At 64.5% G+C, this 24249-nt stretch carries 24 protein-coding genes and 2 pseudogenes; 17 read left to right on the forward strand and 9 right to left on the reverse strand.

Annotated elements, in window-relative coordinates; genetic code table 11:
* Positions 1 to 277: 277 nt before the first annotated feature.
* The 4 genes from BF95_RS14845 to BF95_RS14860 all read right to left on the reverse strand — a co-directional run bounded on the left by BF95_RS14845 (position 278) and on the right by BF95_RS14860 (position 2495).
* Positions 278 to 775 carry a type II toxin-antitoxin system VapC family toxin gene (locus BF95_RS14845; protein ID WP_043152187.1) on the reverse strand — a complete coding sequence of 166 codons (498 nt, stop codon included), beginning with the start codon at positions 773 to 775 and terminating at the stop codon, positions 278 to 280.
* Positions 762 to 1622, reverse strand: coding sequence for a hypothetical protein (locus BF95_RS14850; protein ID WP_043152188.1), 861 nt, complete (start codon positions 1620 to 1622; stop codon positions 762 to 764). Before BF95_RS14850 ends, BF95_RS14845 begins: the two co-directional genes overlap by 14 nt.
* Positions 1623 to 1938: 316 nt before the next feature.
* Positions 1939 to 2229, reverse strand: coding sequence for a type II toxin-antitoxin system RelE/ParE family toxin (locus tag BF95_RS14855; protein ID WP_443018373.1), 291 nt, complete (start codon positions 2227 to 2229; stop codon positions 1939 to 1941).
* Between the two features lie 5 nt (positions 2230 to 2234).
* The gene (locus BF95_RS14860) at positions 2235 to 2495 is read right to left on the reverse strand and encodes a CopG family ribbon-helix-helix protein (RefSeq protein ID WP_043152214.1); all 261 of its coding nucleotides are present in this window, start codon (positions 2493 to 2495) and stop codon (positions 2235 to 2237) included.
* 185 nt (positions 2496 to 2680) lie between these two features.
* Here BF95_RS14860 and BF95_RS14865 point away from each other — a divergent pair, with 185 nt between their 5' ends.
* The 4 genes from BF95_RS14865 (at position 2681) to BF95_RS14880 (ending at position 6906) form a co-directional block, all read left to right on the forward strand.
* A complete protein-coding gene (locus BF95_RS14865) occupies positions 2681 to 2941 on the forward strand; it encodes a type II toxin-antitoxin system ParD family antitoxin (protein ID WP_235209767.1) in 261 nt (86 codons plus the stop codon).
* The gene (locus BF95_RS14870) at positions 2934 to 3149 is read left to right on the forward strand and encodes a type II toxin-antitoxin system RelE/ParE family toxin (RefSeq protein WP_081764174.1); all 216 of its coding nucleotides are present in this window, start codon (positions 2934 to 2936) and stop codon (positions 3147 to 3149) included. Before BF95_RS14865 ends, BF95_RS14870 begins: the two co-directional genes overlap by 8 nt.
* Before the next feature lie 260 nt (positions 3150 to 3409).
* Entirely contained in the window at positions 3410 to 6112 is a 2703-nt protein-coding gene (ppc, locus tag BF95_RS14875; RefSeq protein ID WP_043152192.1) for a phosphoenolpyruvate carboxylase, read from the forward strand.
* A gap of 56 nt (positions 6113 to 6168) precedes the next feature.
* Positions 6169 to 6906 (forward strand): sulfite exporter TauE/SafE family protein, encoded by a 738-nt coding sequence (locus BF95_RS14880; protein ID WP_043152193.1) that lies wholly within the window; start codon positions 6169 to 6171, stop codon positions 6904 to 6906.
* A gap of 118 nt (positions 6907 to 7024) precedes the next feature.
* Here the strand turns inward: BF95_RS14880 and BF95_RS14885 are convergent, their stop codons facing one another.
* On the reverse strand, positions 7025 to 7579 hold the full coding sequence (locus BF95_RS14885) for an outer membrane protein (protein ID WP_043152194.1): 555 nt from the start codon (positions 7577 to 7579) through the stop codon (positions 7025 to 7027).
* Positions 7580 to 7893: 314 nt separating this feature from the next.
* Here BF95_RS14885 and BF95_RS14890 point away from each other — a divergent pair, with 314 nt between their 5' ends.
* Together BF95_RS14890 and BF95_RS14895 are read left to right on the forward strand one after the other, a co-directional pair.
* Positions 7894 to 8574, forward strand: a complete 681-nt coding sequence (locus tag BF95_RS14890; protein ID WP_043152195.1) for a hypothetical protein — start codon at positions 7894 to 7896, stop codon at positions 8572 to 8574.
* A gap of 11 nt (positions 8575 to 8585) precedes the next feature.
* Entirely contained in the window at positions 8586 to 9269 is a 684-nt protein-coding gene (locus BF95_RS14895) for a hypothetical protein (RefSeq protein WP_043152196.1), read from the forward strand.
* A gap of 78 nt (positions 9270 to 9347) precedes the next feature.
* On the opposite strand, the gene BF95_RS14900 is transcribed toward BF95_RS14895, so the two are convergent.
* The gene (locus tag BF95_RS14900; RefSeq protein WP_043152197.1) at positions 9348 to 9800 is read right to left on the reverse strand and encodes a peptidylprolyl isomerase; all 453 of its coding nucleotides are present in this window, start codon (positions 9798 to 9800) and stop codon (positions 9348 to 9350) included.
* 168 nt (positions 9801 to 9968) lie between these two features.
* On the opposite strand from BF95_RS14900, the gene mgtE reads away from it, so the two are divergent.
* The 11 genes and pseudogenes from mgtE to BF95_RS14955 all read left to right on the forward strand — a co-directional run bounded on the left by mgtE (position 9969) and on the right by BF95_RS14955 (position 21578).
* The gene (gene mgtE / locus BF95_RS14905; protein WP_043152198.1) at positions 9969 to 11402 is read left to right on the forward strand and encodes a magnesium transporter; all 1434 of its coding nucleotides are present in this window, start codon (positions 9969 to 9971) and stop codon (positions 11400 to 11402) included.
* 31 nt (positions 11403 to 11433) lie between these two features.
* A pseudogene (locus tag BF95_RS14910) lies at positions 11434 to 11768 on the forward strand (DUF1489 family protein); the annotation flags it as partial.
* A gap of 121 nt (positions 11769 to 11889) precedes the next feature.
* Positions 11890 to 13134, forward strand: a complete 1245-nt coding sequence (locus BF95_RS14915; protein WP_043152199.1) for a putative DNA modification/repair radical SAM protein — start codon at positions 11890 to 11892, stop codon at positions 13132 to 13134.
* Positions 13135 to 13208: 74 nt separating this feature from the next.
* On the forward strand, positions 13209 to 13562 hold the full coding sequence (locus BF95_RS14920) for a hypothetical protein (RefSeq protein WP_043152200.1): 354 nt from the start codon (positions 13209 to 13211) through the stop codon (positions 13560 to 13562).
* 67 nt (positions 13563 to 13629) lie between these two features.
* Positions 13630 to 14090, forward strand: a pseudogene (locus tag BF95_RS14925) (hemerythrin domain-containing protein).
* A 10-nt stretch (positions 14091 to 14100) separates the two neighbouring features.
* Positions 14101 to 15504 (forward strand): UdgX family uracil-DNA binding protein, encoded by a 1404-nt coding sequence (locus BF95_RS14930; protein ID WP_043152201.1) that lies wholly within the window; start codon positions 14101 to 14103, stop codon positions 15502 to 15504.
* A 79-nt stretch (positions 15505 to 15583) separates the two neighbouring features.
* Entirely contained in the window at positions 15584 to 17173 is a 1590-nt protein-coding gene (purH, locus tag BF95_RS14935; RefSeq protein WP_043152203.1) for a bifunctional phosphoribosylaminoimidazolecarboxamide formyltransferase/IMP cyclohydrolase, read from the forward strand.
* Between the two features lie 210 nt (positions 17174 to 17383).
* Positions 17384 to 17716 (forward strand): UrcA family protein, encoded by a 333-nt coding sequence (locus BF95_RS14940; RefSeq protein WP_043152204.1) that lies wholly within the window; start codon positions 17384 to 17386, stop codon positions 17714 to 17716.
* A gap of 179 nt (positions 17717 to 17895) precedes the next feature.
* Positions 17896 to 19431, forward strand: coding sequence for an NAD(P)/FAD-dependent oxidoreductase (locus BF95_RS14945; protein WP_043152205.1), 1536 nt, complete (start codon positions 17896 to 17898; stop codon positions 19429 to 19431).
* Between the two features lie 4 nt (positions 19432 to 19435).
* On the forward strand, positions 19436 to 19843 hold the full coding sequence (locus BF95_RS14950) for a GtrA family protein (RefSeq protein WP_235209768.1): 408 nt from the start codon (positions 19436 to 19438) through the stop codon (positions 19841 to 19843).
* A complete protein-coding gene (locus BF95_RS14955) occupies positions 19821 to 21578 on the forward strand; it encodes a hypothetical protein (protein ID WP_043152206.1) in 1758 nt (585 codons plus the stop codon). The genes BF95_RS14950 and BF95_RS14955 overlap by 23 nt, the downstream gene beginning before the upstream one ends.
* Here BF95_RS14955 and msrB read toward each other — a convergent pair.
* From msrB to BF95_RS14970, 3 genes are read right to left on the reverse strand one after another with little or no spacing between them, the layout of a single operon-like run.
* On the reverse strand, positions 21565 to 22041 hold the full coding sequence (gene msrB, locus BF95_RS14960; protein ID WP_043152207.1) for a peptide-methionine (R)-S-oxide reductase MsrB: 477 nt from the start codon (positions 22039 to 22041) through the stop codon (positions 21565 to 21567). The genes BF95_RS14955 and msrB overlap by 14 nt on opposite strands.
* Positions 21968 to 23248, reverse strand: coding sequence for an ABC transporter permease (locus tag BF95_RS14965; protein ID WP_200866975.1), 1281 nt, complete (start codon positions 23246 to 23248; stop codon positions 21968 to 21970). Before BF95_RS14965 ends, msrB begins: the two co-directional genes overlap by 74 nt.
* Before the next feature lie 13 nt (positions 23249 to 23261).
* Complete coding sequence (locus tag BF95_RS14970; RefSeq protein ID WP_043152208.1) at positions 23262 to 24233, reverse strand: ABC transporter ATP-binding protein; 972 nt, start codon at positions 24231 to 24233, stop codon at positions 23262 to 23264.
* Positions 24234 to 24249: the final 16 nt, after the last annotated feature.

The raw sequence follows: 24249 nt of genomic DNA on the forward strand, positions 1-24249 counted from the left end.
CGCGGCGGTGGCGACGGTGCCGGTTTCGAGCAGGGCAACCAGGAAGCGCCGCTGCTTGGCGGGCGTCCAGTGGGTGCGGCTGGCCGGGGGTGGCGGCGACGGTGTGAGGTGCTGGTCCATCGGAAAGGATAAATCAGAGGATGTGCGAGTAGGAAAGGGGATTTTGTGGCGGGCAGTTATGCGCCACTTGCCGTCGTTTGGCAGCGATTCCACCGTACCTGAAAGCGGACATCCGAATTTAACCGGTTCTGGGACAATTTTTTGACCCGGCGGACCATCACATTCCGTCTAAGAGACTTGGCGGCGGTGGCGGCGGCTTTCTGATTCTCAGTGTCCCACCCGCTGGCTTCACAATCTTGTCGTCAAGCTTGAGCAGGGCGGAATCGAAGGTGTGAAATTCAGAGGCGTCCGCGATCACCGCTGTCGCCAAATGAACGGCGTCAGGAGGTCGAAGCCCAGGGTGCCCGGCTTGCATCAGTTCGCGCGCCAATGTGCCGACATATCGGTCGACTGGCACGATCAGGATGTACTCGTTCCGGAAAAAGTCAGCAAGCACGTCGCCATCTTCTCGTTTCACCTGATCGTCCTTGCAGACTTCCGCGAGCGACAGTCCCGACGTGGCAATTTCCACCTGCTTGCGCGTAGCCAGGTCGATCACATGATTGCAGAGAATCGCGCGATCCTCGACGCCCCCTCCTTTGAGCGGCGCCTTCTCTTGGATAATCGTGGCGATCCACGTGCACGCATCCCATGCGACGCGTCTAGGCTTCGCCATTCCGTACCCTCTCTAAGTGATCATGGGACGAGAGCCCATGCGTAAAGTCGGGATCAATAATGTCCTTGAGCTGGGGAAGGAGTTTCTCCGGATCGGCGAAGTCAAGCCGGGACACTTCGGCTTGGCTCAGGCGGCCGACGGATCTATATTTAAGCACACCGATCGCGGTCACGCGCCGGTTCCGCCACACAACCTGCGCGACAGGCTCGCCCTCTAGAGCGCGTAGCGCCTCGCCGGAAAGGAAGCACTTAACGTCTCCGCCAGTTAGGCGACTTTTGACGATGATGAACGGCCGGCCCCAGCCGTCAGTGCCCACATTCTGAATGTAGCCCTCGAAGCTGCCGAGTTCGCGGTAAGGATGAACCGGCTCGGCCTCCCTGACCAGTTCGACGTTCTTCAGCGCCTGCACCGCGGCTGCCGTGCCCACCGTCAACTCAGGGCTGTTGGGGTCAAGCGAGCCGACGCTAGTTGCCGCAAGGCTTCCGGAAATCCGCCGCAGGAAGCGATCGGCCGACTCGATGACGTTGTCATTCCAATACAGAGGCCGCTCGCCCTGCGAGATGATTTGTCGGAGACCGCCAACGGTGACGTCACGAGCTCTCGCCGCCAGATCGGGCCCGTCAGCATGGCCGGGCAAGGCGACTGCCTCAACGATGATACGCGCAGGGCTATTCTTACTGAGGCCGACGACCTTCCAATCAAAACGCTCCGTCGTATCGCCTGCAATCGTCTCAGCGACGCCGTTTAGCATGGCGAAGAAATCCTGAATCTGTTCGATCAGGTCTCCCAAGAGCGGTGCATCCGCTTCGCCGCGGCCCGCTATGCTGATCTCAACGGTCGTTGCCATGCTGGTCGCACCACATCCTTCGCTTGCATACGCATAGAACGCTTAAATTTCGAAGCGGTAAAGAATAAACGGGTGTTCGCCAATGCGGCCGCATCCTTGAGCGAGCGTCAGCTTTTCGTTGTTTTGATTTTCAGTCCGAACGACTACTGATGATGTCCGTTGCAGACCAGCCGCGGTCGCGCTTGCGAAAGGCCGGGCCCGACATCAGCGGACAGTTGGTAAGCAGGCCGCCGCGTGAATGACAGCTATTCCCGCAACCTGGCTCCGAACGGGACATTCGCCTATCGGCCATCGCACAACAATCAGGCAATTCCTGTCATTCTGGCCAATCGCCGGGGTGCCAGTTGCGCGACGTGTGGATGACATGCAGGATCGTCAGCACCGTGTCGTCGCGGCTTAGCGCGTAGGCGAGGATATAGGGGAGCCGGTTGACGGATTTTTCGTAGGTGCCGCCGACACGGCCGGGGTGGCCGGTCGCATAGTCGGCCAAGGCGTCGCCTGTCTCGCGTATCCGCTTGGCGACCCGCCGCGCAGCCGCCGGATTGTCTCTGGCGATAGGGACGATTTGCCGTTCCAGATCGTCAAGCGCGTCATCCGACCATTGCACATGCCTCATGCAGCATTTTTGTCGGCTGCGGCAATCGCGGCGTCGATCCGGTCCATCGCGGCGTCATGCGGCGTCACCCGGCCCGCCTCCCTGTCGGCAAGCCCCCGCTCTATACCCTCGATGATCTGCAATTCGCGATTCACATAGGCTTCGACCGCTTCGGCGGCGAGGTAGGACTTGGTGCGGCGGGTATTGTGGGCAAGGCGGCCGAGCTTTTCCTTGAGATCGGGCGTGACCCGGATCGTCATCGTCGTTCTGGCAGCCATGGCGCATTCCTTTTCGCTGGTCGCACGCATTGTAACACAAGTGGCTGCACTTGCCAGCAAAGCATCTATATCCGCCTCGTCGAGGCGGGCATGTTCGGACTCCCGATTGAACAGCCGCGCCTTGTGAGATAGTATGAATATATCATACCGACACGAGAGGCCGACCTATGGGCGCTTATGAACGGATGACCGTCGTGGTACCCGATCAGATGGCGGCGAAAATCCATGCGGCCGTCGAGGCTGGCGAATATGCTTCGGCCAGCGAAGTCGTGCGCGATGCGATGCGGTTGTGGAGCGAGCGGCGCGCGTTCCGCCAGGAGGAATTGCTGGCGCTGCGGGACGCGTGGGATCGTGGCAAGGCCAGCGGTGTGGCTGGCCCGCTCGACATGGAAGCCATCATCACGCGCGCGAAGGGCAAGAAGGCGGCTGCATCCGACAATGGCTGACATCATCGTCTCGCAGCAGGCGGATGACGATTTTGAACGACTATGGCGCACCATTGCGCTCGACAATGACGATGCCGCCGATCGCCTGTTGCGTGCCATCAACGTCAAGATCGAGCGCCTTCGCATCTTCCCGGAAATCGGGCGCGCGCGGGACGACCTCCGGCCCGGCGCGCGGGGGTTGGTCCACGGCGCCTACCTGATCCTCTAAGAATATGATGCGGCGCAGGGCGTGGTGACGATCGTTACCGTGGTCGAGGGGATGCGCGATCTGGATCGCCTGTTCTGACGCCCTTGGAAGTCGGCAAGAAAGACCCTCACCGACTGCGACTAGGCAGCACGCTGCCAAGTCTCCGTAGCCTCTCCCGCGGAGGCGGGAGAGGGCAAGGCACGACATTCGCTTTGCCAATTGCCCCCGCCCCTACATCCTCCGCTTGACCCATTCCCTGTTGCAATGCAGCATCGCGTCCCATGGCGACTCTTTCCCCCTCCCCCTCCGCCCCTGCGATCACGCAGAATCCCGACATCCGCTTTCTGGGGCGCCTGCTGGGCGACGTGATCCGGGCTTATGGGGGGGAGAGCCTCTACAAGCAGACCGAATATATCCGGTCGGCGTCGGTCGATCGGGCGCGCGGGGTGCAGGGGGCGGACCTGACGGATACCGGGCTGGATGCGCTGACGCTGGATGATACGCTCAATTTCGTGCGCGGGTTCATGCTGTTTTCGATGCTCGCCAACCTGGCCGAGGACCGGCAGGGCATCGCCGCCGAGCCGGGCGCGGATGTCGCGTCGGTGCTGGCGCGGCTGGAGTCGCATGGCATTGGCCGCGACGCGGTGCTGGACCTGCTGTCGCACAGCCTGATCGTGCCGGTGCTGACCGCCCACCCGACCGAGGTGCGGCGCAAGAGCATGATCGATCACAAGAACCGCATCGCCGACCTGATGCTGCTCAAGGATGCGGGCCGCGACGAGACGGAGGATGGCGAAAATCTGGACGAGGCGATTTTCCGCCAGATCGCCTTGTTGTGGCAGACCCGCCCGCTGCGCCGCGAAAAATTGTTCGTCGCGGATGAGATCGACAATGTGCTGGCCTATTTCCGCGACACCTTCCTGCCGGTGCTGCCAGCGCTCTATGCCCGGTGGGAGCGGGTGCTGGGCGCGCGGCCGCAAAGTTTCCTGCGGGTGGGCAGCTGGATCGGCGGCGACCGCGATGGCAATCCCTTCGTTCAGGCACCGCAATTGCGCCATGCCTTGCAGCGCGGATGTCAGGCGGCGATCGCTTATTATCTCGATGCGTTGCACGCTCTGGGCGCGGAACTCTCGCTGTCGACCGAACTGGCGCATGTGTCGCAAGCCGTGCTGGACCTGGCCGAAGGCAGCGGCGATGCTTCGCCCAGCCGGGGTGACGAGCCCTATCGCCGCGCCATATCCGGCATCTATGCTAGGCTGGCCGCGACCTGTACCGCGCTGACCGGCACGCAGCCTGCCCGCCCCTCCGCGCTCAAGGGCGAGGCCTATGCCATGCCGCAGGATTTCCGCCGCGATCTGGTGACGGTGGCGCAGGGGCTGGCGAGCGAGGGCAATGGCGCGCTGTCGAGCGGCGGGGCGCTGGGCCGCCTGATCCGCGCGGTCGAGACGTTCGGCTTTCACCTCGCCACGCTCGACATGCGGCAGAATAGCGACGTGCATGAGCGGGTGGTGGGTGAATTGCTCAAGGTCGCCGGGGTCGAGCCGGACTATGCCGCGCTCGACGAATATGCGCGCATCGCGCTGCTGCGCAAGGAATTGGCGAGCAACCGGCCGCTGGGGTCGCGCTTTTCGGCTTATGGCGAGGAAACCGCCTCGGAACTGGCGATCGTCCATGCGGCGGCGGAGGCGCATCGCGTCTATGGGCCGCAATGCATCACTCATTATATCATTTCCAAGGCCGAAAGCGTGTCCGACATGCTGGAGGTCAATATCCTGCTGAAAGAGGCCGGGCTGTGGCAGGCGGGCGTGGATGGCGCGCCGCCACAGGCCGCGATCATGGCGATCCCGCTGTTCGAGACGATCGGCGATCTGGAGGCCGCGCCCGCGATCATGTCCGCCTATTTCGGCCTGCCCGAAATTGCGGGCGTGGTGCAGGCGCGCGGGCATCAGGAAGTGATGATCGGCTATTCGGACAGCAACAAGGATGGTGGCTATATCACATCGACCTGGAGCCTCTACAAGGCGAGCCAGGCGCTTGCTCCCGTCTTTGCCGATGCGGGCGCGGCGATGCAGTTGTTCCACGGCCGCGGCGGGGCGGTGGGGCGTGGAGGCGGGTCGGCCTTCGCTGCGATCCAGGCGCAGCCGCGGGGGACCGTGCAGGGGCGCATCCGCATCACCGAACAGGGCGAGATGATCGCCGCCAAATTCGGGTCGCGCGATGTCGCCATGACCAATTTGGAGGCGATGACCAGCGCGACCCTGCTCGCCAGCCTGGAGCCGGAGGGGATTTCGGAGCGGGACGCCGCGCGCTTTACCGCGGCGATGGATGAACTGTCGAAAAATGCCTTCGCGGCCTATCGCGACCTGGTTTACGGCACGGAGGGGTTCAAGGAATTTTTCCGGCAATTGACCCCGATCCAGGAAATTTCCGGCCTCAAGATCGGATCGCGCCCGGCGAGCCGTACCAAGAGCAACGCGATCGAGGATCTGCGCGCCATTCCCTGGGTGTTCAGCTGGGCGCAGGCGCGGGTGATGCTGCCGGGCTGGTATGGCGTGGGCCAGGCGCTCGCGGGGTTCGAGGACAAGGCGCTGCTCGCCGATATGGCGCAGCATTGGTCCTTCCTCAAATCCGCGCTCGCCAATCTGGAAATGGTGCTGGCCAAGTCGGACCTGGGCATCGCCGCGCAATATCTGCCGCTGGTCGAGGATCAGGGGATGGCCGACACCTTGTTCGGCCGCATCCGCGAGGGGTGGAACCAGACGCATGACGGGCTGCTCGCGGCCACGGGGCAATCGCGATTGCTGGAGAAGAATGCGGCGCTGGAAACCTCGATCCGGCTGCGCCTGCCCTATATCGAACCGCTCAACCTGCTGCAGGTCGAACTGCTCAAACGCCACCGCGCGGGCGAAGATGATCCGCGCATCAAGGAAGGCATTGAACTGTCGATCAACGCGATTGCGACGGCGTTGCGCAACAGCGGGTGAGCCCATCCGGGGGCGGGGATTGACAGGGGCGGGACCGGAGTGCGAGCGCCCTTGTCATGATTGACGCCACCTATGCCCTTGCCGCCTGCATCTTCTTCGGCGCAGCGCTCTATTCCAGCGTCGGCCATGGCGGGGCATCGGCCTATATCGCGTTGATGGCGTTGTTCGGCCTGCCTGCGCAGGTCATGCGTCCCACGGCGCTGGTTCTCAACGTCATCGTGGCGACCTTTACCTCCGCTCGTTTCGTGCATGCCGGGCTGTTCCGCTGGCGCACGCTCTGGCCCTTTTTGATCGGGGCCATCCCCATGGCCTTCGTCGGGGGAGGCATCATCCTGCCAACGCATTTCTATCGTCCGCTGGTGGGGGTGGTTCTATGGCTGTCGGCGGCACGATTGCTGTGGCCAAAGCCGCTCGGCACGGCAGAAACTGTCAAAGACCCGCCCATTATCGCGGCGATCGCGGCTGGGGCGGGCATCGGCCTGCTGTCGGGCCTGACGGGTACGGGTGGCGGCATTTTCCTCTCGCCGCTACTGCTGTTCCTGGGCTGGGCAACACCGCGCGCCGCATCGGGCATCGCGGCGGTGTTCATCCTCGTCAATTCCATTTCCGGGCTGCTCGGCAATCTGGCGTCCGTGCAACAGCTTCCCGCGGCGCTGCCGCTTTTTGCCGGGGCTGCGCTCGCCGGCGCGCTGGTGGGCACGACATTGGGCATTCGCCTACCCTCGACCATGATCGTGCGCGCCTTGGCGCTGGTGCTGATCGTGGCGGGAGCCAAGATGATCGGCGTCTATTGAGGGAGAATCCGGGACGGAGGCAGTCCAATGCACCGCCCCGGACCCCCAGTCCTTGCTGCAGCAAGGATTGGCTGGTGGGGCGAGCCGTCACGGCCCGCCCGAACCTTTAGAGGCTAGATCAGAATTTCGCGACGACACCCGCCATCGGGCGGATCGAACGGAAATTGCCCATCGTGTCGGCCTGCACCCGGAAACGGATGTTGCTGCTCATGGCCGAGCTGCCCATGTCGGCGGGCGAGAGTTCGACGCCAGCGCCATAGGTGGTGCCATGGAAATCCTGGCTATCGGGGCCGAGCGCGTCGAAATTGACCCACTTGTAACCGACCTTGCCGAAGATCAGGCTGTCCTTGCCGGCCTTCACGCCAACACGGCCAGCGGCATTATATTCCCAGTCGATATCGCCCGACACGCCCTTGGACGCGCCGCCTTCGACGCCGAGAACCAGCGGCCCTGCGACATTATAGTTCACGCCAGCGACGCCTTCGACCATGCGGCCCTTGTAGCCGACGGGGGGAATGCCTTCCTTGCCGGTTTCGCTGTCGAAATTATGCACGCCGCCCATCACGCCGACATAGGGCTCGATGCGACGAGTGGAACTGCCATCGTCCTGCGCCATCGCGACGGCGGGAAGGAAGGACGCAGCGGCGGCCGCTGTGAAAAGCAGTGTCTTCATGGGGGTAACCCTTTTTCTATTGTTGAGGATAAGCGGCGGTGTGGACCCGCCGGGTCGGCGCGAGCGCTTCAAGCTGCTGCACCAGACACGACACAAAATGATCAGACCCGCCCGAAGGTTTCCTGAACGAAAGACGAAAACCGGATAAATGACGATTATGTGACGGAAAAAACACGGTTTCTGTCAGCCAGATGAACGAAACCCGGCTTTTCTGAACGGCAGATAAACGCCGGACGGTCCATCCCATTTTCATTCACAACCAATTCAAGCGGCCTGCGTTACATCAGCAGCAGATAAAGATGAGGAGAAAGGCGATGACGGGCTTCCGACATCGGTTACTGGCGACGATCGGCCTGATTGGTGCATTGGCATTGGGTGGTTGCGCCTATGATGACGGCTATGGCTATGGCGGCGTCAACGTCGGCACCGGCTATTATGGCGGCGGTGGTTATTATGGCGACGGCTATTATGGCCAGACCGGCTATTATCAGCCCGGCGCCTTTGGTGGCTGGTACAATAATTTTTATTACCCCGGTAACGGCTATTATGTTTACGACAGGGGCGGCCGCCGCCACCGCTGGAACGATGGTCAGCGCCGCTATTGGGAAGGACGCCGTGTGGAACGTAGGGATGATCGCTGGCGGGGCCGGGATCGAGATAGGCGGGCCGACGGTCGGCGCGACTGGCGCGGCCGGGACAATGACGGGCGCGGCGAATGGCGCGGGCGCGGCAATGATGGCCGCCCGGGCAATGGCACCTACACGCGTCCGCGCCCACAGCCGGGGGTCGAGGGCGATCGAGGCCGGGGCCGCTGGCAGGGCAATAACGCCGTTCGCCCCACGCCGCAGGCTCGACCGACACGCCCCGCCCGGCCGCAAGCCAGCCAACCGCGCCCACAGCGGAACATGAGCACGCGGCCTGCACCCAGCATCCGCGCCGATCGGCCTTCGCGCACCAATAGCCGTGGTCCGGCCGTGCGGACACAGCCCAACTAATGCGGATATCGATGAAGACTTTCTTTCTGACACCCCTCCTGCTCGTCGCCGCCTGCGACGGGCGGGAGGAGAGCGCAATCGACAATCTCGCCAATGGCGCAAATGTGGCGCAGGTCGAAAACGCCGTCCGGGCCGAGGCGATGGCGGTGATGGAACCGCTCGATCCGCCAGCGCCGGGCACGCCTGGTGGCCTGCCGATCGATACCGTCCCCCTCGCCGAAGGATCGGAAGGCTCGATCGACCCCGACAGCGCCCAGGGCGCGGCCCAGGTCGTTCAGGGCTATTATGGCCTGCTGGAGGAAAAGCGCTTCGAAGACGCGCAGGCGCTGTGGAACCCACGCGGCAAGATAGGTACGCAGGATGGCGCGCATTTTGCCGCCCGTTTCCGTGGTTTCAGTGAAATCCACGCCAATGTCGGCGCCCCGTCGGAACCGGAGGGGGCGGCAGGTTCGCTCTATATCACTGTGCCGGTCCAGCTTTATGGCCGGATCGCCGCGAACGGCAAACCCTTCTACGCGCTACGGCAGGTGGCCTTGCACCGGGTCAATGACGTGCCCGGATCGACCGAAGAACAGCGGCGCTGGCATATCGAAGCGATCCGCGCCTATGCCCCGCCCATCGAAGCCGTGGATGCCAGCAACGCGATGCAGGCGATTTCCATGACCGACGGCCTGGCCGGTAAAGCCAAAAAATAACCACCATTCGCTTCGAGCAGGTCGAAAGCCGCCAGAAGGCGGGCCTTTCGACCTTCCCGAAGCGAACGGCAGGTCAAGTCAGGCGACGGTCGCCGTGACGATCTTGCCCGGCGTGCGCGGCGGCTCGCCCTTGGGCAGGGCGTCGACATGCTCCATGCCCGACGTCACTTCGCCCCAGACGGTATATTGGCCGTCGAGGAAGGTCGCGTCGTCGAAGCAGATGAAGAACTGGCTGTTGGCGCTGTTGGGGTTGGACGAGCGCGCCATCGAGCAGACGCCACGCACGTGCGGCTGACGGCTGAATTCGGCCTTGATGTCGGGCAGCTTGGACCCGCCCATGCCGGTGCCGGTCGGATCGCCGCCCTGCGCCATGAAGCCGGCGATGACGCGGTGGAACACGACGCCATCGTAAAAGCCGTCCTTGGCCAGCGTGGTGATGCGCTCGACATGGCCAGGGGCCAGGTCGGGCCGCAGCTTGATGACGACGTCGCCGCCACTGTCGAGGGCGAGGGTAAGTGTTTCTTCGGCCATGATGATCCTCTCTTGCCGGGGAAGGGGTAGTGGCCCCCATATAGAGGCTATCAAAGGGGATGGAAGATTGTTGTGGAGAAGCCGTTCATTGCCGCCGCCCCATTGCAATTGTGCCGAGCATAAGCGAAAGCACCCCCATGTTACAGGAACCGGACAGTAGCGCGCGCCATGAGCGATCGCGGCGATATGGCCAATGCCCGGCCCGATGAAGAACTGATCGACGCGACCGCGATCGATCAGGCCGAATCCCGTCATGACGAGGATGACCGGCTGAGACCCGAATATGTGACCGCCGTGCTGGACGCGGTGGAGGATGGCGATGCCGAGCGGGCGCGCGATCTCGTCTCGCCGCTGCACCCCGCCGATATTGCCGATCTGCTCGAACTCACGCCCGCCGACCGGCGCGGCGCGGTGGCGGCAGCGCTGGGCGATCTGGTCGGTGCGGAAGTGCTGTCCGAGCTGAACGACTATGTCCGCGACGACCTGATCGGCGATCTTGCGCCTGAACAGGTGGCAGGGTTCGCGGCCGAACTCGACACCGACGATGCCGTCGCGATGATCGAGGATATGGACGATGCCGACCAGCAGGCCGTCCTCGACGCACTCGACCCCGAAGACCGCGCCGCGATCGAAAGCGCGCTGTCCTACCCGGAAGAATCCGCCGGGCGCCTGATGCAGCGCGACCTGGTCGCCGTGCCCGAACATATGACCGTCGGCCAGGTGATCGACTATCTGCGCGATCATGGCGACCTGACCACCGATTTCTGGGAAATCTACGTCGTCGATGCGATGCATCGGCCGGTCGGCTATTGCCAGTTGAGCTGGATCCTCACCTGCCCCCGTTCGGTCGCGATGGCCGACCTGATGAAGCGCGAACAGACGCTGATCACGGTCGACATGGACCAGGAGGAAGTCGCGCTTCGCTTCCAGAAATATGCGCTGATCTCGGCCGCCGTTGTCGATTCCGGCGGGCGGCTGGTCGGCATGATCACGGTCGATGACGTCGTCCACATCATTTCCGAAGAAGCGGGCGAGGATATATTGCGCCTGTCGGGCGCGGGCGAAGGCGACATCAACGAACCGATCCTGATGACGGTGCGCGCGCGCCTGATCTGGCTGGTCGTCAATCTGGGCACGGCAATGCTGGCCGCGTCGGTCGTCGGCCTGTTCGAAGGGACGATCGAACGCTTCGCCATGCTCGCCGCGCTGATGGGCATCGTGTCGGGCATGGGCGGCAATGCGGGGACGCAGACGCTGGCCGTGGTCGTCCGCGCACTCGCCACCAATCAGCTGACCAGTTCCAACACCGCGCGCATGATCGGCCGGGAATTCCGCATTGCCGCCACCAATGGCGCGACGCTCGGCACGCTGATCGCGATCGGCTCCTATGTGATTTATGGACGGCTCGACCTGTCGCTCGTCTTCGGCGCGGCGATCCTGACTAACAATATGGTCGCGGGGCTTGCCGGCGTGCTGGTGCCGGTCACGCTGGAACGCAACAATGTCGATCCGGCGGTATCCTCCGCCGTGTTCGTGACGATGATGACGGATTCGCTGGGCTTTTTCACCTTCCTTGGGCTCGCCACGCTCTTCCTGCGTTGACGCCGCGGCGCACCGTCCCCAGATCGCGACCATGCCGCTGCACATCACCAAGATCGCTTTTCGCAGCGAAAGCCCCGCTACCTTGCGCGCCTGGCTGGAAAGCCAGCCCGGCGAAGCGCGGATCACCACCCGCTATCTGCCCAAGCGGGTCGAGGAAATGGCGGGCGGATCGCTCTACTGGATCCACGCGCATATGCTCGTCGGCCGCAGCCCGATCCTGGGCTTCGAGGAAACGGGACAGGGTCGCCACTGGGTCCGGCTCGAACCCCGGCTGATCCCGGTGCGCGCCGCCCCCAAACGCGCGCATCAGGCTGGCGCTATCTGGAGGACAAGGACGCGCCGCCGGACTTGGCCGATGGCGAAGTCGATGCCCGCGATGCCATGCCCCCTGCAATGCTGCACGAACTGGCGAAGCTGGGCTTGGTCTAAAGGGCATAAGCCTCTGAAACGCTGGACTTGTCCCTAAAAGGAACATAGCACGAACACTATGGTCCAGATGTCCACCCGTCAGAAGCTCGAAATCCTCGCCGACGCGGCCAAATATGACGCCTCCTGCGCCTCGTCCGGCACATCGAAACGGGATTCGCGCGGGGGCAAGGGCATCGGCTCGACCGAGGGCATGGGCATTTGCCACGCCTATGCGCCCGATGGCCGCTGCATCTCGCTGCTCAAGATATTGCTGACCAACAGCTGCATCTTCGACTGCCATTATTGCATCAACCGCAAGTCGAGCGATGTGCGCCGCGCCCGCTTCACCGCCAAGGAGGTGGTGGACCTGACGCTCAGCTTCTACCGCCGCAATTATATCGAGGGGCTGTTCCTCTCCTCCGGCATCATCCGCTCGTCCGACTATACGATGGAGCAGATGGTCGAGGTGGCCCGATCGCTGCGCGAGGATCATGATTTTCGCGGCTATATCCATTTGAAGACCATCCCCGATGCCGACCCCGGCTTGATGCGGCAGGCGGGGCTGCATGCCGACCGGCTGTCGATCAATGTCGAGCTGCCGACCGAAAGCGGGCTCAAGCGGCTTGCGCCGGAAAAGGACGGTGCCCGGATCGAAGGCGCGATGGGCCAGATGCGCACCGAAATGGAGGACAGCGGCGACGCGCGCCGCAAATATCGCCATGCCCCGCGCTTCGCGCCTGCGGGCCAGTCCACCCAGATGATCGTCGGCGCGGACGCCGCCGACGATCGGGCGATCATCACGCGGGCGAGCAGCCTCTATGACCGCCACCGGTTGCGCCGCGTCTATTATAGCGCCTTTTCGCCCATCCCCTCGCCCAGCGCCGTGCTGCCGCTCAAACGCCCGCCGCTGATGCGCGAACATCGGCTCTACCAGTCCGACTGGATGATGCGCTTCTATGGCTATGACGCGAGCGAAGTGGCGGCGGCGACCGACGCGGCAACCGGTTGCCTGCCGCTCGACATCGATCCCAAGCTCGCCTGGGCGCTCAACCATCGCGCCATCTTTCCGGTCGATGTTAATCGCGCCCCGCGTGAGGCGCTGCTGCGGGTGCCGGGGCTGGGGGTCAAGGCGGTCGATCGCATCCTCGCCAGCCGCCGCCATCGCCGCCTGCGGCTTGATGATGTTGCGCGGATGACGACCTCGATCAAGAAGCTGCGGCCCTTTCTGGTGACGGCGGATTGGCGTCCGGTGGCGCTCATTGACCGCGCCGATCTGCGCGCCCGCATGACGCCACCCGCCAGCCAGCTCGAACTCTTTGTCTAACCGCGACTTTTCCGGTTGCTTCCGAGTCGCGATCGTGGAATTCTTCAGCTTTCCGTCATTCAGGGGGTCGGGTCTTGGCGACGATGTTCGACAATCAGGCAATGGGCCGCAGCGGCGGCTTTGCGAAGCGGATCAGCAGCCATCTGGCGGCGGCGCTGGTGGTCTTCTGCCTGTTGCAGATTTTCATCGTCGCGAAGATGGGCGGGTCGCTCGTCCTGCACCTGGGCGTCATCATCGCGATCGGCGGCTATGCGATCGCCGCGCGCGGGCTGGAGCGGCGCTGGCAGATGCTCGACCACAGCAGCCTGTCGCGCAGCGGCCTTGCCCTCCGCTTTCGCCGCGATGTGATGCAATTATGGGCCGCCAGCCTTGTCGGTGCCGCTTTGTGGGTGCCCGTCGCCATCATTTTCCGCGCCCTGTTCGGCTGAAGGCGGATCGGCGGGAGCCAATTGCCGTTCGCGTCGTTGTGATCCTTCGAACCAGGGAGGAATCAGCATGGCCGACACCAATATTTTCGATCGCCTGAAACAGGATCATGACGCGCATCGCCAGCTTTTCGAGAAGATGGCCAAGGCGGAGAGCGACGACCAGCTCGAAAAATTATTCGCGCAATTTGCCGTCGAAGTGACCGCCCACGCTGCGGCCGAGGAAGAAACCCTCTACGCCACCATGTTGTCGCGCCCGGACCTGCGCGAAGATGCGCAGCATAGCGTGTCCGAACATAAGGAAATCGACGATTATCTCGAAGAACTGGACGGGCTGAAATTCAACGGCGAAGCCTGGCGCAAGACATTCGCGACATGAAGAAGCGCTACCTCCATCATATCGAGGAGGAAGAGGAAGAGATGTTCCCGACCGCCGCCAAGGATCTGACGGCGGAAGAGGAAGAGAAGCTCGGCGCGCTGTTCGCCAAGCGCAAGCCCGCCGAACTGGAACGCGCCCAGGCAGAGGAATAAGCGAGACACCATGCACCGCGTCGCCCTGACCGCGCCCGATGATATGGACGGTTGGCGGTCGGCGGCGCGGCGGCTGGCGATGGCGGGCGTCGATCCCGCCGATGTCGTGTGGCAGGTCGGGGATGCGCCGGGCGACCTGTTCGGCGACGCCCCGCTCCCGCCCGACAACAAAAGCAGCGCTTTTTCCGTCCCGCGCAGCTTCGTCTCGCTGGCCGAGAGCGCGATCCTGCACAGCGACCCCAGCCGCTTCGCCTTTCTCTACGCCCTGCTGTGCCGCGTGCGCGCGCGGCCGGGGACGATGGAGGACAGCGCCGACCCGATGCTGGGGCGGGTGCAGGCACTCGCCAAGTCGGTGCGGCGCGACATTCACAAGATGCGCGCCTTCGTCCGCTTCCGCGAGATGGCGGATGCCGACGGCCCCCGCTTCGTCGCCTGGTTCGAGCCGGATCATCATATCGTGCGCGCCAATGCCGGTTTCTTCATGCGCCGCTTCGCCACCATGCACTGGTCGATCCTGACGCCCGATGTCAGCATTCATTGGGACGGCACGACATTGCGCGAAGGCCCCGGCGCCAGCCGCGCCGACGCGCCGCAGGGCGACCCGGTCGAGGCGCTGTGGAAGGGCTATTATGCCGCCATCTTCAACCCGGCCCGGCTGAAGACCGGCGCGATGCTGTCGGAAATGCCCAAGAAATATTGGCGCAACCTGCCCGAAGCCGCGCTGATTCCCGACCTGATCGCCGGGGCGCAGCAGCGCGAGGCCGCGATGATCGCCACCGTCCCGACCCCGCCCAAGCGCGCAAGCAACAGCGCGACCGCTTGGGATGCCTTGCGCGCCGAAGCCATGGCCTGCACTCGCTGCCCGTTGCATCAACATGCGACCCAGACGGTATTCGGCGAAGGCCCGCTCACCGCGCCGCTGATGTTCATCGGCGAACAGCCGGGCGATCAGGAGGATCTGGCCGGTCGCCCCTTCGTCGGCCCCGCCGGGCAATTGTTCGATGATGCGCTGGCACAGGCGGGCGTCGATCGCGCCCAGGCCTATGTCACCAATGCCGTCAAACATTTCAAATATGAACAGCGCGGCAAGCGCCGCATCCACCAGACCCCGGTCGCGGGCGAGGTGCAGGCCTGCCGCTGGTGGCTGGATCAGGAGCGCGCAATCCTGCGCCCCCGCATCATCGTCGCGCTGGGCGCGACCGCCGCGCGCGCGATGCTGGGCAAGGCAGTGACGATCAGCGGGACGCGCGGTGCCGCCATCCCGCTGGAAGACGGCGCGGAAGGCTGGGTGACGGTCCACCCCAGCTATGTGCTGCGCCTGCCCGACGAAGACCGACGGGCGGAAGAGCAAGCGCGCTTCGTCGCGGACCTGGCGATGATCGGCGATCGGGTGCGGGCCCTGACCGCCGACTAAGCCCTGTATTTTTGTGGCCTACGCGCCTAAAGGCCTGCCCGAACGCATCCGTCCGACCCGCAACCCAGAAAGCCCCGCCATGACCGACTATCCCATCAAGCGCGCCCTCCTGTCCGTATCGGACAAAGCGGGGCTCATCGAACTGGGGCAGGCGCTGGGCAAGCATGGCGTCGAGCTGGTGTCGACCGGCGGCACCGCCAAGGCGCTGCGCGACGCGGGCCTGACCGTCATGGACATTTCCGACCTGACCGGCTTTCCCGAAATGATGGACGGCCGCGTCAAGACGCTGCACCCCAAGGTGCATGGCGGCCTGCTCGCGGTGCGCAACAATCCAGAGCATGTCGCGTCGATGGACGAACATGCAATCGGTGCGATCGACCTCGTCGTCGTCAATCTCTACCCCTTCGCCGCGACCGTGGCCAAGGGGGCCGCGCGCGATGAGATCATCGAGAATATCGACATTGGCGGCCCCTCGATGGTCCGCTCCGCCGCGAAGAATCATGAAAGCGTGGCGATCGTCACTGATCCCGCCGACTATGCCCGCCTGATCACCGAAATGGACGAAAAGGGCGGCGCGACCAGCTATGATTTCCGCCGTATGCTGGCGGCCAAGGCCTATGCCGCAACTGCGGCCTATGATTCGATGATCGCCAGCTGGTTCGCCTTCGCCGATCAGGGCGTCACTTTCCCCGAAACACTCGCTGTTGCCAGCACGCTTGGCACCACGCTGCGCTACGGCGAAAACCCGCACCAGTCCGCCGCCCTCTATCTGCCGACCAGCCCATCGGCGAACGGCATTGCCCAGGCGACCCAGATTCAGGGCAAGGAACTGTCCTACAATAATTATAACGACGCCGACGCCGCGCTGGAGCTGGTCAGCGAATTTCGCGACGGCCCGCCGACCGTGGTCATCGTCAAGCATGCCAACCCCTGCGGCGTCGCCACCGGCGCGACCCTGATCGAAGCCTATGAAGCGGCGCTGGCCTGCGACAGCGTGTCGGCCTTTGGCGGCATCATCGCCGTCAACCGCCCGCTCGATGGCCCCACCGCCGAAGCGATCAGCGGCATCTTCACTGAAGTCGTCGCCGCGCCCGATGCCGATGATGCCGCGCGCGCGATCTTCGCCAAGAAGAAGAACCTGCGCTTGCTGCTGACCGGCGACCTGCCCGATCCGGCGCGGCCGGGCCTGCAGCTCAAGAGCATCGCGGGCGGCCTGTTGGTGCAGAGCCGCGATAATGGCCAGGTGACGCGCGACGCGCTCAAGGTCGTGACCAAGCGCGCCCCGACCGACCAGGAACTGGCCGACTGCCTGTTCGCCTGGACCGTGGCCAAGCATGTGAAGTCCAACGCCATCGTCTATGCCAAGGACGGCAGCACCGCAGGCGTCGGCGCTGGCCAGATGAACCGCCTCGAATCCGCGCGTATCGCCGCCTGGAAGGCCCGGGATGCCGCCGAAAAGGCAGGCTGGGCCGAAGCGCGCACGATCGGCTCGGCGGTGGCGTCCGACGCCTTCTTCCCCTTCGCCGATGGCCTGCTGGCCGCGGTCGAGGCGGGGGCGACCGCCGTCATCCAGCCGGGCGGATCGATCCGCGACGACGAGGTCATCGCCGCCGCCAACGAAGCGGGCCTCGCCATGGTCTTCACCGGCATGCGCCACTTCCGGCATTAAGCGTCGAAAAATGCACGAATAGGCGAAGCCTGTTCACAAAGCCATGACACGGGTGCGAAGACAAAGCCTTCGCACCCGCAAAATAACGGTTTTCCGCCACTTTTTGTCAACTGGCCCCTTTTCAACCGCACCGGCGAGGCTTATTTACAGCGTGACCCTATATCCATGCAGATGTGGGGCTGAAAAAATAATGTTCGACAGGAGATTAGGATGAATAAGAAAACACTGGTGGCATTCGCCGCCACGATCGCCCTTGCGCTGCCCGGTGTGGCCAGCGCGGGCAGCAACGACATGGATGTGATCGTCGACGGCCATGCGGGCACGGAAACCCGTTCGGTAGCCGTATCGGTGGCGGATCTCAATCTGGCCAAGAGCCGCGACATGCGTCGTGCCGATTCGCGGGTGACCCGCGCGGCCAAGCAGGTGTGCGGCTTCGTGAACGGGTCGATCCTGCCCGTGACCGACGATTATCGCACCTGCTTTGGCCAGGCCATGGACGGTGCGCGCAGCGACCTCAGCAACATGGCCCAGCGCCAGATCTGAGTGCCGCTTGTCGCTTCCCCCCGCACGAAGGGGACTGCAAAGGGCCGTTCCGCACCAGCGGGGCGGCCCTTTGTCATGAGGCCATCATCCCGGTGCGATGATTACCGCCTGTTAACCAGTCCTTAGAGGATTTCCTTCACTCCCGATACGACGAAAGACCATCGGGGGAATTGCCTGTCATGCCGCGTATCGACCAAAGCGTGGACGTCGCCATCATCGGCGCTGGCCCGGCGGGCCTGACCGCCGCCTATCTGCTGACCAAGCAGGGCTATAGCGTGACGGTGATCGAAAAAGACCCCGTCTATGTCGGCGGCATCAGCCGCACGGTCGAACTGGACGGCTTCCGCTTCGACATTGGCGGCCATCGCTTCTTTTCCAAATCGCAGCAGGTGGTCGACCTGTGGAACGAGATATTGCCCGACGACTTCATCCAGCGTCCCCGGATGAGCCGCATCTATTATGAGGGCAAATTCTACAGCTATCCGCTCCGCGCGTTCGAGGCGCTGTGGAATCTGGGCATCTGGCGATCGACCCTGTGCATGGCGAGCTTCGCCAAGGCGCGGCTCTTCCCCAACCGCAACGTCCGCTCCTTTCAGGATTGGACCGTCAACGCCTTTGGCCACAAGCTCTTCTCCATCTTCTTCAAGACCTACACCGAAAAAGTATGGGGCATGCCGTGCGACGAAATGTCGGCCGACTGGGCGGCGCAACGCATCAAGGGCCTGTCGCTGTGGGGCGCGGTGGTCGATGGCCTCAAACGCTCGCTCGGCCTCAACAAAAAGCCCAATGACGGCATGGCGACCAAGACGCTGCTCGAAACCTTCCGCTATCCGCGCCTTGGCCCCGGCATGATGTGGGACGCCGCGCGCGACCGTGTGGTCAAAGGCGGCAATCAGGTGTTGATGGCGCACAGCTTCAAGCGGCTGGAACAGGAACCGGGCACCGACGGCTGGCGACTGGTGGCCGAAGGGCCGCAGGGCGATGTCGTCATCACCGCCGCCCATGTCATTTCCTCCGCACCGATGCGCGAACTGGCGGCCCGCATCCATCCGCTGCCCGCGACGCTACCGCAAGCGATGGACCTCAAATATCGCGATTTCCTGACCGTCGCTTTGATGGTGAAGGGCGAGGATATCTTCCCCGACAACTGGATCTACATCCACGACAGCAAGGTGCAGGTCGGCCGCATCCAGAATTTCCGCAGCTGGTCGCCGGAAATGGTGCCCGACCCGACGCTCGCCTGCGTCGGCCTTGAATATTTCTGTTTCGAAGGCGACGGCCTGTGGTCCTCGACCGACACCGATCTGATCGCGCTGGCGACAAAGGAAATGGCGCTGCTGGGCCTTTGTAACCCCGACGATGTCGTGGGCGGCGCGGTGGTGCGGCAGGAAAAGGCCTATCCCGTCTATGACGACGCCTATGCCGCCAATGTGCTGGCGATGCGCAGCGAACTCGAAACGCGCTATCCCACGCTGCACATGGTCGGCCGCAACGGCATGCACCGCTATAATAATCAGGATCATGCGATGATGACGGCGATGCTCACCGTCCGCAATATCGTCGCGGGCGCGCGCGTCCATGACGTCTGGTCGGTCAATGAAGACGCCGAATATCATGAGGCGGGCGATGAGGGCCAGATCGGTGGAGCTGATGCGGACGCGCAGGCCGCACTCGCCAGCACCCGCGCCGTACCATCACGGCTCAAGGCCGCCTGATTCCGTGATCGACCGGCTGCGCGCCTTGGCCCTGCTGGTCGCGCGCGTCACCTTTGCCCGCTATCTGCTCGCCAGTATCTGCGCGCTGGCGAGCGACATGGTGCTGTTCCTGGCGCTGGACCACTGGGGGGCACCGCCTTTGTTCGCGGCCTTTGGCGGCTATGCCGGGGGGCTGCTGGTCCACTGGATCATCAGCATCCGCTTCGTCTTCGACACCGGCACGGGGCCGACCCATGCCCAGCGCGCAGGCTTCGTCGCGAGCGCGCTGCTCGGCATGGGCCTCACCCTGCTCCTTGTCGGTGGCCTCAGCGCGCTCGGCCTCGCCCCGGCGCTCGCCAAGCTCGTTTCCATCCCGGTCAGCTTCCTCACCGTCTATGCGATCCGCAGCTATGCCGTCTTCGGCCGCGCCTGATCGCCACCGGGCGGCGCTGCTGGCGTTGCTCGGCTGGCTGCTGTGCAGCGCGGCGATGCTGTGGCTGTACCGCAGCAACATCGCCACGCTCGGCTTCCGCGATCCCGACGATGCCATGCGGCTGGTGCAGATCCGCGACTGGATCGGCGGGCAGGCCTTTTGGGACGTGTCCCAGCATCGGGTGAACCCGCCGCTCGGCGGCCCGATGCACTGGTCGCGCATCGTCGATCTGCCGGTCGCCGCGCTGATCCTGCTCTTCACGCCCCTTTTCGGCACCCTTCAGGCGGAAATATGGGCCTGCGCCATCGTGCCGCTGTTGCTGCTCGGTGGCTTGACCGCAGCGACATTCGTCGCGACGCGGCGGATGGCCGGGGTCATTCCCGCCCTGCTCGCCGTCGCCCTGCTGCTGACCGCGCCCAGCATATTGGTGCAGTTCAGCCCCTTGCGGATCGACCATCATGGTTGGCAGATCCTGCTCGCCACGCTCGCCCTGTGCGGCGCGGTCGATGACAGGCCCATGCGCGGCGGCATCATCGCCGCTCTGGCGCTGGCGCTCTGGCTCCAGATTTCGAGCGAAAGCCTCCCCTATGTCGCGCTGTTCGGTGCCACCTTCGCACTGCGCCACTGGATCGCCCGCGATCAGGCGCCCCGCTTCTTCGCCTTCGCCCTCACCCTGGGCTTCGCAGCGCTGCCCCTGCTAGGCCTGTTACGCGGGCCGAACGCCGCTTTCGCCCGCCATTGCGACGCGCTGTCCTCCGTCTATGTCTGGCCACTGGTCGCGCTGGCGATCACCACGCTCGCGGCCGCCCGGCTGATCGGCGCGGCCACCGCGCCCCGCCGCTTCGCCATCGCTGCGATCGGCGGCGGCGCGGCGCTGGCGACCTTTGCCCTGACCGGCGGCCCCTGCCTGTCGGGCGATCCCTTCGCGGCGCTCGGGCCGCTCGCCTATAAGCTATGGTATCTTCAGGTGATGGAGGGCCGCCCGATCTGGGAACAGAGCCTGTCGATGGGCGGCGTCATCCTGCTCCCCCCTCTGCTCGGCGTCGGTGCCGCGCTGCTGGCGGCGCGCGCGGCGCAGGGCGAAGCGCGGATGCGCTGGTTCACCCTCGCCTTGCTATTGCTCGGCACGATGGGCGTCGCGATGCTCGTGATGCGCGCCTTGTCGGTCGCCCATGTCTTTGCCCTGCCCGGCATTGCCTGGCTGTTGATCGCCCTGCTCCGGCGCATCCAGGCTTCGCGCCACATGCTGGCGCGCGTCGCCGGATCGGTGGCGCTGGTGGTGTTGACCCCCGCAGGCCTGTCTGCCTTGTGGGCCAGCGTCGCGTCCAGCCCCAAGCCGCCCGAGACGGCGGGTGCCGATTGCCGCGCCGCCGCCAGTCTCCTTCCCCTCCGCGCGCTGCCGCCAGCCACCCTGTTCGCGCCGCTCGACCTTGGCCCGGACATTCTCGCCCGGACCGGCCACAGCGTCATCGGCACCGCGCATCATCGCAATGCCGTCGGGATCACCACCGTCATTGCAGGTTTCGTCGATCCGCCCGATCAGGCCCGCGCGATCATAACCCGCACCCGCGCCACCTATCTGATCGCCTGTGAAAGCCTGAGCGAATTTCGGGTCTATGCCAGGACGAACCCTGCAGGCCTCGCCGCCCTGCTGGCAAAGGACGCGCCGCCCGCCTGGCTGGAACCGATCCCCATGACCGGACCGGTGCGCCTCTACCGCATCAGGCCGGAATGAAGCGCATCGCCACGCCGTTCATGCAATAACGTTTGCCCGTCGGCCTTGGCCCGTCATCGAACACATGGCCCAGATGCCCGCCGCAGCGCGCGCAATGAACCTCGGTGCGCGGATAGCCCAAGTCGAAGTCGCGACTCGTGCCCACCGCCTTGGGCAGGGGCGCGTAGAAGCTCGGCCAGCCCGTGCGGCTGTCGAACTTAGTCTTGGAACTGAACAGTTTCTGGTCGCAACCCGCACAGGCAAAGACGCCCGCGCGCTTTTCCTTGTCCAACGGACTGGTGAAGGGGTGCTCCGTCGCCTGTTTGCGCAGGACATTATAGGCGAGAGGCGACAGGCGCTGGCGCCATTGCGCATCGGTCAGCGCAAAGGGATAGGCCGCTTCGGCCTCATCAAGGCCCAATCGCCAAAAGCCCAAGGCCACCGCGCCGGTCGCCATTCCGGCAAGAAGATGTCGTCTGTTCATCCCGCAATCCTATCCACCCTAGCCTGTCGAAGCTGAACAACTGTTTCCACCAGCGCCCGCCCGACTGCATCACATGGCGGCGGAACAGCAGCACGCCGACCCGGATGATCAGCGCTACGAACAGGGCCTGCCAGACGATCGCCAACAGATGCGGCCACAGCGCATCATCCTGCGCCGCGCGCGCGATCATGGTGAAGGGGGAGCTGAACGGGAAAATCGCGGCGGCAATTTCCGGTGCCTTGCCCATATGGTCGATGGCGTAGCTGGCGAAGAAGAAGATCATCATCTGCCCCATGGTGACGGGCATGTTGAGCGTCTGCACCTCGCGCACCGTCGCCGCCTGCGCACCGATGCCTAAGAACAGCGAGCCGAGCAGCGTATAGGCCATCGCGAAATAAATGACCGCCAGAGCCAGGAACACCGGCCAGCCGACCGCCGGCACCGGCACCGCGGCGCCATTGCCGCCCAGCGCGAGGAAGATCGCAAAGGCCGTCCCGCCCCAGAAGGCGATACCGACGAAGCTCATCGCCAGCATCGCCATCAGCTTCCCTAAGAAAATCGCGTCGATCGGCACGGCCGCCGCCAATATCTCGATGATCTTGTTGGTCTTTTCCTCGACCAGATTGGACAGGATCATCCCCGCCAGCAGGATCGTCAGGAAAAACATCACGATCTGCGCCACGCGGCCGATCTGCAACCGCCCCTGCGCCTGCGCGCCATTGCTCGTGGCGACTTCCTCGCGCTGCACCTGCACCATGCGCAGCGTATTTTCCGCCTGCGCCGCACTCGCGATCAGGCTGAGGTCGCCCTGCAACCGGTCCAGATCTTCCGCCTTGCCGGTCAGCACCGGCCGCGCGACCGTGCCCGACAGGATCGCCACCACCGCCGAATCCGCCCGCGCCAGTTGCACGCGCGGCGCAGGCGTCATCGGCACCCGCCGCACCCGCACCAGCGCCTGATCCCCCATCCGCTCGGTCAGCCGATCATGCGCGCGTTCCAGCCGCGCCGCCTCGCTCGCGGGCATGGCAATGCCGACCACAGGACGCAAATCGGTACTCGAAATCTTGTCGGTGAACCCGGCAAACACCATGCCGATCAGGATCGGCAGCAACGGTCCCAACAGAAACAGGATGAAGGTGCGGGACAGGACGACAGCGGTGAAATCCCGCCGCGCGATCACCAGAGCAGCGCGCCACATCTCCCTCATGCCCCAACCTTCTTCATACTAAAGCCTCCCGCTCGGCATCATCGCGCATCTGTTGCGCCGCCGCCGCACCCGCAATCGCCACGAACGCATCATGCAGCCCCGGCCGTTCGATCGACAGGCTCTCGATGCCTGCATCGCCATCCAGCAGCGCGCGGAGCAACGGCTCGATCCCGCCATCGGGCAGCGCGAAATGCCACGCCCCTTCCTCCTGAGTCGCATCGCCGGGCAATGCCGCCCGCCACGCGCCTTCGCGCGCCCGCGTGCGCAACCGCACCTGCGACCGCAACTGCGCGCGCGCATCGTCCACCGTGCCCTCGAACCGGATGCGCCCGCCCGCGACGATCGCAACCCGCTCGCACAATCGTTCGGCATGGGCGATGACATGGGTGGAAAACAGCACGGTGACACCCTGCTGCGCCTGCTCCCGGATCAGCCGCTCCAACTTCTCCTGGTTGATCGCATCCAGCCCGGAAAAGGGCTCGTCCAGCACGATCAGCCGCGGCTCGTGGATGATGGTGCCGAACAATTGCACCGTCTGCGCCATCCCCTTGGACAATTGCCGGATCGGCTTGTTGATCGCCGCGCCCATGCCATGACCCTCCAGCATATCGCGCGCCCGCACCCGCCCCTGCCGCAACGGCAGCCCGCGCAGCGCCCCCATGAAGGCGATCGCCTCATAGGCCTTCATCGAGGGATAGAGCCCGCGTTCTTCGGGCAGATAGCCGACCTGCCGCGCCATGCGCAGTGGCTGGTCCGCGCCCAGCAGGCGACGATGCCCCTCATCGGGATCGATGATGCCGAGCAAGGTGCGCAACAGCGTCGTCTTGCCCGCGCCATTGGGGCCAAGCACGCCATAGATGGTGCCCGCAGGCACGGCGATGTCGACCCCGTCGACCGCGCGGAAGCTGCCGAATGTCTTGACAAGGCCATGGCCTTCCAGGGCATAGGCTGGAGCGGGAGCAAGGCCCGGAGTGTCGCCGTTCATGCCCTTGTGATAGTCT

Origin of the sequence: Sphingobium sp. Ant17 (assembly GCF_000588875.1) — a bacterium.
GTDB lineage: Bacteria > Pseudomonadota > Alphaproteobacteria > Sphingomonadales > Sphingomonadaceae > Sphingobium.

Excerpts from the sequence above, each read along its gene's own strand:
- mgtE (WP_043152198.1), top strand. The coding sequence starts at position 9,969 with ATGAGCGATCGCGGCGATATGGCCAATGCCCGGCCCGATGAAGAACTG.
- BF95_RS14945 (WP_043152205.1), top strand. The coding sequence starts at position 17,896 with ATGCCGCGTATCGACCAAAGCGTGGACGTCGCCATCATCGGCGCTGGC.
- msrB (WP_043152207.1), bottom strand. The coding sequence starts at position 22,041 with ATGAACAGACGACATCTTCTTGCCGGAATGGCGACCGGCGCGGTGGCC.
- BF95_RS14865 (WP_235209767.1), top strand. The coding sequence starts at position 2,681 with ATGACCGTCGTGGTACCCGATCAGATGGCGGCGAAAATCCATGCGGCC.
- BF95_RS14955 (WP_043152206.1), top strand. The coding sequence starts at position 19,821 with ATGCCGTCTTCGGCCGCGCCTGATCGCCACCGGGCGGCGCTGCTGGCG.
- BF95_RS14970 (WP_043152208.1), bottom strand. The coding sequence starts at position 24,233 with ATGAACGGCGACACTCCGGGCCTTGCTCCCGCTCCAGCCTATGCCCTG.
- BF95_RS14870 (WP_081764174.1), top strand. The coding sequence starts at position 2,934 with ATGGCTGACATCATCGTCTCGCAGCAGGCGGATGACGATTTTGAACGA.
- BF95_RS14900 (WP_043152197.1), bottom strand. The coding sequence starts at position 9,800 with ATGGCCGAAGAAACACTTACCCTCGCCCTCGACAGTGGCGGCGACGTC.
- BF95_RS14915 (WP_043152199.1), top strand. The coding sequence starts at position 11,890 with ATGGTCCAGATGTCCACCCGTCAGAAGCTCGAAATCCTCGCCGACGCG.
- BF95_RS14940 (WP_043152204.1), top strand. The coding sequence starts at position 17,384 with ATGAATAAGAAAACACTGGTGGCATTCGCCGCCACGATCGCCCTTGCG.
- BF95_RS14850 (WP_043152188.1), bottom strand. The coding sequence starts at position 1,622 with ATGGCAACGACCGTTGAGATCAGCATAGCGGGCCGCGGCGAAGCGGAT.
- BF95_RS14885 (WP_043152194.1), bottom strand. The coding sequence starts at position 7,579 with ATGAAGACACTGCTTTTCACAGCGGCCGCCGCTGCGTCCTTCCTTCCC.
- BF95_RS14895 (WP_043152196.1), top strand. The coding sequence starts at position 8,586 with ATGAAGACTTTCTTTCTGACACCCCTCCTGCTCGTCGCCGCCTGCGAC.
- BF95_RS14845 (WP_043152187.1), bottom strand. The coding sequence starts at position 775 with ATGGCGAAGCCTAGACGCGTCGCATGGGATGCGTGCACGTGGATCGCC.
- BF95_RS14860 (WP_043152214.1), bottom strand. The coding sequence starts at position 2,495 with ATGGCTGCCAGAACGACGATGACGATCCGGGTCACGCCCGATCTCAAG.
- ppc (WP_043152192.1), top strand. The coding sequence starts at position 3,410 with ATGGCGACTCTTTCCCCCTCCCCCTCCGCCCCTGCGATCACGCAGAAT.
- BF95_RS14890 (WP_043152195.1), top strand. The coding sequence starts at position 7,894 with ATGACGGGCTTCCGACATCGGTTACTGGCGACGATCGGCCTGATTGGT.
- BF95_RS14880 (WP_043152193.1), top strand. The coding sequence starts at position 6,169 with ATGATTGACGCCACCTATGCCCTTGCCGCCTGCATCTTCTTCGGCGCA.
- BF95_RS14965 (WP_200866975.1), bottom strand. The coding sequence starts at position 23,248 with ATGAGGGAGATGTGGCGCGCTGCTCTGGTGATCGCGCGGCGGGATTTC.
- purH (WP_043152203.1), top strand. The coding sequence starts at position 15,584 with ATGACCGACTATCCCATCAAGCGCGCCCTCCTGTCCGTATCGGACAAA.
- BF95_RS14930 (WP_043152201.1), top strand. The coding sequence starts at position 14,101 with ATGCACCGCGTCGCCCTGACCGCGCCCGATGATATGGACGGTTGGCGG.